General features: G+C 58.4%; 7 protein-coding genes and 1 pseudogene. 2 read left to right on the forward strand and 6 right to left on the reverse strand.

The annotated features are described in order from the left end of the window. The 4 genes and pseudogenes from NW837_RS09495 to NW837_RS09510 form a co-directional block, all read right to left on the reverse strand. Window positions 1-557, reverse strand: a pseudogene (locus NW837_RS09495) (RNA-guided endonuclease TnpB family protein); the annotation flags it as partial. A gap of 4 nt (window positions 558-561) precedes the next feature. Beyond that, window positions 562-975, reverse strand: a complete 414-nt coding sequence (locus NW837_RS09500; RefSeq protein WP_414331009.1) for a DUF4351 domain-containing protein — start codon at window positions 973-975, stop codon at window positions 562-564. Continuing rightward, window positions 972-1,427, reverse strand: coding sequence for a hypothetical protein (locus NW837_RS09505; protein ID WP_414331012.1), 456 nt, complete (start codon window positions 1,425-1,427; stop codon window positions 972-974). Before NW837_RS09505 ends, NW837_RS09500 begins: the two co-directional genes overlap by 4 nt. A gap of 20 nt (window positions 1,428-1,447) precedes the next feature. Then, window positions 1,448-2,908 (reverse strand): TldD/PmbA family protein, encoded by a 1,461-nt coding sequence (locus NW837_RS09510; RefSeq protein WP_414331014.1) that lies wholly within the window; start codon window positions 2,906-2,908, stop codon window positions 1,448-1,450. A gap of 280 nt (window positions 2,909-3,188) precedes the next feature. Here NW837_RS09510 and NW837_RS09515 point away from each other — a divergent pair, with 280 nt between their 5' ends. Then, entirely contained in the window at window positions 3,189-3,809 is a 621-nt protein-coding gene (locus tag NW837_RS09515) for a uracil-DNA glycosylase (RefSeq protein ID WP_414331024.1), read from the forward strand. A 47-nt stretch (window positions 3,810-3,856) separates the two neighbouring features. Here NW837_RS09515 and NW837_RS09520 read toward each other — a convergent pair whose 3' ends face one another. Then, window positions 3,857-4,714 carry a methyltransferase domain-containing protein gene (locus NW837_RS09520; protein WP_414331017.1) on the reverse strand — a complete coding sequence of 286 codons (858 nt, stop codon included), beginning with the start codon at window positions 4,712-4,714 and terminating at the stop codon, window positions 3,857-3,859. Window positions 4,715-4,840: 126 nt separating this feature from the next. Next, complete coding sequence (locus NW837_RS09525; protein WP_414331020.1) at window positions 4,841-5,635, reverse strand: CDP-alcohol phosphatidyltransferase family protein; 795 nt, start codon at window positions 5,633-5,635, stop codon at window positions 4,841-4,843. Between the two features lie 298 nt (window positions 5,636-5,933). On the opposite strand from NW837_RS09525, the gene NW837_RS09530 reads away from it, so the two are divergent. Continuing rightward, window positions 5,934-6,776 (forward strand): ABC transporter ATP-binding protein (locus NW837_RS09530; protein ID WP_414331021.1); only part of this gene is annotated, 843 nt, incomplete at its 3' end.

The raw sequence follows: 6,776 nt of genomic DNA on the forward strand, positions 1-6,776 counted from the left end.
AGAGTGGCCGTTCGCGTCAGCGGACCGGAGGTCTTTTTGGGATTGGAGCCTGCCAACTGTTCTCTCTGGTAATGACCAATCGCCAGCTCAAAGCGTTCTCGACCCTCCACCGTGGTGAGCGACACCGTCCAGTCTTTCTCGCGAAACGAAAAGATACGAGCGTCGTAGGTAGCGAAGCCACCCTTGTTCGCGTTAGCGTCGCGTAGCGACAACGCTTTGACCGGGCGGTTTTTCTGTTGTGCCACCTTGCGAGCAGACGCTACCCGTCTGCATATCTGTTGGTCGCGTAAGCGGGACGTAGTCCTTGCCAAATTACTGGACAAGCCGAAACGGGCACGGATTTCGTAGTAGCACAGGGATTGGAGTTTCAGTGGGTTGACGACTTTCTCGGGTGTGTTTTGGTTGACCCAGTTCAAGGCTTGGCCGTTCGCGTTAGCGTCGCGTAGCGACAAAGCATCCAATCGCGTCAGCGGGACGGAGTCCTTTGTCTCGTCCAATTTGGCGGCTTGCGACTGGGACACCTTGAGCTTGCAAGAAACGGTCAGGACTTGGGTCATAGCCTTATTGCATTTTACTCACATTCCTCCCGACCCTTGCCCTGTGGGCAGAGAGCGGGGCTCCTGCGGTTTCTAGCTGACGGGCCAGCCAGGCGGTCAACTCTTCCGAGCTGCTGAAGTCCAACAGAGCTTCCCCCAGCGCCTCCAGTTGTGACGTTGACAAAGCCCAAATCTTATTCTCAAGGGCCGGGTCAAGGGATCCCAACTTCCGCCTGAGCAGCCGCAAAACCAGCGTTGCTTCCCCGTGTTGCAATCCCTGTTGTAATCCTTGTTGCAATCCTTGTTGTAGCCCTTGTTGAAGGCCCAGTTGTAGTCCTTCTCTGCGTCCTTCTTTGCGTCCTTCTTCCAGTCCCTCTCGCAGAGCTTCTGCCCGCCACTCTTGGTAGATCACCGATTCCCTCATATCCAAAGACCTCATGATCTGCCAATCAAACCCCGATCCAATGCTAGTCCCGCCAAGACGGCTGTTGCGGCTGCCAATTCCCTTCTCTCACTGGGGTCTGCCAAGCTCTCTAGCTCACTGACCACCTCTCGCAAGGTTTCTGCTGGATCTTCCACCTGGCTTAGAACCCGAAACGGTAGCAGGGCTTGCCGATCCGCTCCGGCCCTCAAATCGCATTCCCACAGGCGGACAACATCAAACTCATGGCTCAGCCTCTCTAGACGAAAAGAGGTCTGGAAAACTCGCTCCGACCCCGTTTTGCGCAAGTCAATCGCGTTAGCGGTGCGGAGCACCTTGACCACCTGCTGCACCGATAGGTGAGGATACCTCCGATAGAGTCGGAGCCGAGCCACTTCTCCCATGAGCCAGCGGGCAAACTGCTCTGGGAAACGCTCGGCCAGATATTTGCAGACGTTGTCATAGGCCATGTCGAGGTGGATCCCTGGAATTAGCGACCGCCCACGGTAATGGAATCTACCTTGATGTGAGGCTGCCCGACGGTGACGTAAATGCTGCCACTTACAGAGCCACAGAACCCAGCTGCCAAGCTGAGGTCTTTGGAACACATGGAGATTTTGGTCAAGATGTCTTTGGCTTCTCCGATCAGGGTGGCTCCCTTGAGGGGCTTGGTAATTTTGCCGTTTTGGATAAGATAAGCTTCTTCGACGGCAAAGTTAAATTGCCCGGTTGGGCCGACGCTCCCTCCCCCCATGCGCTTGCAATAGATGCCTTTGTCGATAGAAGCAAAAAGATCGTCCAACTCTGCATCTCCGGGGGCAATGTAGGTATTGCGCATACGGCTGGCGGGGGCAAAGGTGTAGTTTTGGCGGCGACCGCTGCCGGTGCGGGGGTGGCCGGTGCGCATTGAGCCGGCCCGGTCGGCCAGGAAGTTCTTCAAAATGCCCTTTTCAATTAGCAAAGTGCGCTGGACCGGCATGCCCTCGTCGTCCACATCCAGGCTGCCAAAGGCCCCTTCAGAGAGACCTTCGTCCCAGGCGGTGAGGTTTTTGTGGGCAATTTTCTGGCCTTTTTTGTCGGCAAAGGGAGTGGTTTTGCGCTCAATCTGGGTGGTTTCCAACAAGTGGCCGCAGGCTTCGTGGAAGATAACGCCGCCAAAAGCGTTGGACATCACAATCGGGTAGGTGCCGGATTCCACGTAGTCGGCATAGAGCATCTGGCCGGCAGCTTCTGCCAGCTCCCGGCTGTGGGCCTCCAGATCCCAGCGGCGCAGAAAGTCGGGATCCCCCGTACCGCCGGAGCGTTGACTGACAGAGGCGCGATGGGATCCATCGGCACAGAGCAGCGTAGAGCTCACGGATTGGGTGAGGCGCACATCCCGCACAAAGGTGCCATCGCTGCAGGCCACCAGAATCTCTTGCCAATCGCGGAAATAGGTGGTGCGGCGGGACTGCACATGGCGGGCTTGGCGACCCAGTTGCTCGTTGGCTTTGAGCAGGATCTCCCCCATCTCCGCAATGGGGCTACATTCCTTCAACCAGCCATCTTTGCGGCGACGCTCGCCGTAGTCCTGCAGCATCTCCAGGTTGATGGCAGAAACCAGCGCTGTGGGGCCGGGAGGGGTGAGGCCCATCAGCGAAAGGCCCTTCTCCAGAGCAGCCTTGAGACCGGCAAAGGACAGATCGTTGGTGCTGACGTAGCAGTCGGCCAAGCCGCGAAACACCCGCACGCCGGCCCCGGTGGAGAGCCGTGGGGTGATGCTGGTGATGGCGTCATCTTCGGCCAGGCAACTGATGGAATTGCCCCGTTCTAGGAAAATCTCCACCAATTCCGCACCAGCAGCCCGACCCCAACCCAACAAGGCAGAGAGGGGATCCCGCCAATCCTCGTCGAAGCGCTGTAGAGTATGACGGTAGTTCAGGTTGGGCAGTTCTTTGGACAAAAGCAGCATGGCAGGCTCAGGGAGTAGAGACGAGCTAAGGCCGGCGCAAGTTTTCGTTTTCTCAGTTTAACAAGGAGTAAAGGTTCTCCCCTGCCGGCAGGTTGGCCTTGAGCTTGACAAGGGCGGGGGAGCAATCGAAGATCGCTGCACAAGGAAACCTCGACTTGCAATGGCTGCCAAGAAAAAACCGCCGGAGCTTCAGCCCAGCCTGTTTGACGATCCCATCGAGCCGCCAGCCCCGGCGGAGGAGACACTCCCCCAGTGGGATCAGATCCCCCTGTCGGCCCAGGTGTCCATCCCCCCCGGCACTTACAGGGATTTGGAGCAACTGAAGCAGCATTGTTTGGTATGCCAGCGCTGCGACTTGGCAGCCAGCCGTACCCATGTGGTGGTGCATCGGGGCAACCCCAAGGCAAGGATTTTAATCATCGGAGAGGGGCCAGGGGAAAGCGAAGACCTGCAGGGGCTGCCTTTTGTGGGCAAGTCGGGACAATTGCTGGATAAAATCCTGGCTTCGGTGGGGCTGGATCCCGAGCAGGACACCTACATCTGTAATGTGGTCAAGTGCCGCCCCCCTAACAACCGCGTGCCCACCCAGGAGGAGATGGACGCCTGCCGTCCCTATCTGTTGGAGCAGATTCGCCTGGTGGATCCCTGGATTATTCTGCTCACGGGGGCCACCTCGGTGCGCTCCCTTTTGGGCGAGAAGCGAGGGATCACCAAGATCCGCGGGGAATGGATCCAGTGGCAGGGACGCTGGTGTATGCCCATTTTTCACCCGGCCTATCTGCTGCGCAACCCAGACCGCACCCCTGGCAGCCCCAAGTGGTTGATGTGGCAGGATATTCAGGCGGTGAAGCAAAAGTATCTGGAACTCACCGGCACAGCACCGCCCCAGCCCAACTTTTGAGCCCATTTCCCCAAGCGCCCCTCCTCCCAAAGGAGAGCAAGGGATCCCTACCTTGGCTGATCCCCAGGTTTGAACCCAGTCAGCAGGCCAAAGCGGAGCAAGCCGGTGGCATAAGCCCGACGCATCAGGCCCAGCCCCAGCGCCCCGCGAACGGTAACCCAGCCGCTGCGCAGCAAAGCCCAGATCCAGCGCCAGTCGCGGGCAGAAGCGATCACCTCATCCCAGAAAGGGGCCACTCGCTCCGACCAGTCGGCGCTGCGCACCTGCTCAAAGCCCACCTGTTGGGCCAGAGCCTCGTAGCTGGAGAGGCTGATCACATAGGGCAGGCAGTACACCTCGTAGATTTTCTGCAAAAGCTGTTGATCCTGCTGGCTCAGGGATCCCTCGCGGTGGCACCAGGTTACCACCATCACCTGCCCGCCCGGTTGCAATACCCGCCAGCATTCGGCCAGAAACTGCCGCTTATCCGGCATGTGCTCGCCGCTTTCCAGAGACCACACCAAATCGAAGGTGTTGTCTGCAAAGGGCATCTCCAGGGCATCGGCCACCTGAAATCGCACCATGCTGCTCAGGCCGGCCTCTTGGGCGCGCTCCCCGGCCCGCTGGGCTTGGACGGGGCTGAGGGTAATGCCCGTAACCTGTGCCCCGAAGCGCCGGGCTAACTCCAAGCTGCTTCCCCCAATGCCACAGCCAAGATCGAGAATGTGCTGGGGAGGGCAGGGATCCCCGATCTGGCCCCACTGGATAACCCTATCAATCAAGTCAATCTGAGCTTGGCGGCGATCCTTACCGGTTTGGCCCGGCTCGTAATAGCCATGGTGCATGTGCTCCCCCCACACCCGCTCCCAGAGGCCGGAGGAGGCATCGTAGAAGTGGCGAATGCGTTGGTTGAGGGTGGAGGTCATGGCGGCAGATCTCGGTCTATGGCTTTCTCATTTTGGATCCTCTTGCCCGGTGGGGCTTGATGGGGAGGTCTTGAAACCCGATTCGCGCCAGCCGGACGGAGCCATAGTAACAGACCCTTTCCGGGCTCACCTTGGAGCAGAAAGCGATCCCAGCGCCCAAACCAACCGCTGCACAGCACTCAAGAGCACCAGAATCGCCATCAGCCCAAACAAGCCCACCATGTACTCCGGGAAAAGGAAAAACAAGCCGTAGAAAAAGATGGTTTCGCTGCCCTCGATAAGCCCCGACGGCATACTTAAGCTGGTCAGTTCATCCAGGGATCCCGCCCCGACAGTGCCATCCGTCCTTGTTGCTCCGCAACGCTGTCGCGAACGCCGTTTTTCCAACAGCCCTGCCAAATACATCCAGGAGCAAAGGTTGATGTAAAAGCTGGCCAGCATCAGAGCCAGAGAAGCATAGCCCAGCAGGGATCCCTGGTGAAAGGCCAGCCCCAGGGGAACGACTGCGTAGACCACCACGTCCAGCAGCATATCCAGGTAGCCCCCCAGATCGCTTTGCCGTCCCTGCAGACGAGCCAACGTGCCGTCCAGCCCATCCATAAACCGGTTCAGCAACCACAGGCCCAGCCCCCACCCGTAGGCCCCATAAGCTGCCGCCACGCCAGAGGCCAGGCCCATGGCAAACCCCGACAGGGTAATGGCTAGGGGATGCACCTGTTGGAGAGGGGTTTGCAGCACTGGAGCCAACAGCCGCTCCTTCCACTGCCTAAGCACCTTATCCAGCAAGAAACACTCCTTTCTTATTGCTCTGCAACGCTGTTGCCGATGATCACCACCGGCTGGGATCCCAGAGGCCAGAGGCACAAAACCTCTGGATTCAATTTTCTTGCTCCGCACCGCCAACGCGATGGAAATCATCATCCCAGAATCATCCCAGATGATGAGAATGCTACTGAAGGGAGGTCAGAGCAAAGTGCTGTGCCTACGGCAAAGGAACCGCACCGCTGTTGCGAATGAAGCGGATACCTACGCGGAGTATGTTTGCTCTGGCCCCTTTCCTCTACCGGAAGTGCTGCGGCAAGCCTAGGCTGGGACAAAGCCTGTGGGTAAACTAAAGGTTAGGCTGGGTAGCCTATCGCCTGGCGGACTGTGTGCTCCTTAACTCGGTGTTCGCGGCACCTTTTTCTCCCTCAACTCCAACATACCTACGAGCGAGTCCATGAGCGAGACCCCCACTTCCCCAGCAGAAGCGTTCGCGGCACCAGAGCCGGTCATTGCCATCACCGGCCTGACCAAAACCTATCGCACAGGATTTTGGCTGAACAAGGTGGTCAGCCCTCTCAAAGATTTTTCTCTGACTGTGGCCCGCGGAGAAACCTTTGGGCTGCTGGGGCCCAACGGGGCCGGGAAAACCACCACCATCAAATGCCTACTGGGCATTGTGGAGCCCACCCGCGGCAGCGGCACTTTGCTGGGCAAACCCCTGGGGGATCGCTCCATCAAGCAACAGGTGGGATATTTGCCGGAGAACCCCTATTTTTACGATTACTTGACGGCATGGGAGTTTCTCCAGTTTGCCGGCAAGGTGTTTGGTCTGCCCAATAGCCTGTTGAAGGAGCGGATCCCGCAACTGCTGGAGCTGGTGGGGCTTTCTATAGATACGGCCCGCAAAAAACAACTGCGCACCTACTCCAAGGGCATGCTGCAGCGCACTGGCATGGCCCAAGCGCTGATCAACGACCCAGAGCTGGTGTTTCTGGATGAGCCGATGTCGGGACTGGATCCCATGGGCCGCTATCAAATGCGCGAGATCATTCTGTCCCTCAAGCAGCAGGGCAAAACGGTGTTTTTCAACAGCCATATCCTGGCGGATGTGGAAGTTATCTGCAACCGAGTCGGCCTGATCATCGGCGGCAAATTGGTGCATCAGGGAACTTTGGATGACTTGCTGGGAGAGAGCAAAAGCTATCGGGTACAGGGGCACGGTGGCGCCGTCGAACAGTTCCGCGACCGCCTAGAGCACTTCTCGATTCAGGGATCCCATTGGTCGGGGGAATGGAGT

Source organism: Synechococcus sp. R6-10 (genome assembly GCF_047461815.1).
GTDB lineage: Bacteria > Cyanobacteriota > Cyanobacteriia > Thermostichales > Thermostichaceae > Thermostichus.

Coding starts and splice junctions, on each gene's coding strand:
- NW837_RS09500 (WP_414331009.1), bottom strand. CDS start 975: ATGAGGTCTTTGGATATGAGGGAATCGGTGATCTACCAAGAGTGGCGG.
- NW837_RS09505 (WP_414331012.1), bottom strand. CDS start 1,427: ATGGCCTATGACAACGTCTGCAAATATCTGGCCGAGCGTTTCCCAGAG.
- NW837_RS09510 (WP_414331014.1), bottom strand. CDS start 2,908: ATGCTGCTTTTGTCCAAAGAACTGCCCAACCTGAACTACCGTCATACT.
- NW837_RS09520 (WP_414331017.1), bottom strand. CDS start 4,714: ATGACCTCCACCCTCAACCAACGCATTCGCCACTTCTACGATGCCTCC.
- NW837_RS09525 (WP_414331020.1), bottom strand. CDS start 5,635: ATGATGATTTCCATCGCGTTGGCGGTGCGGAGCAAGAAAATTGAATCC.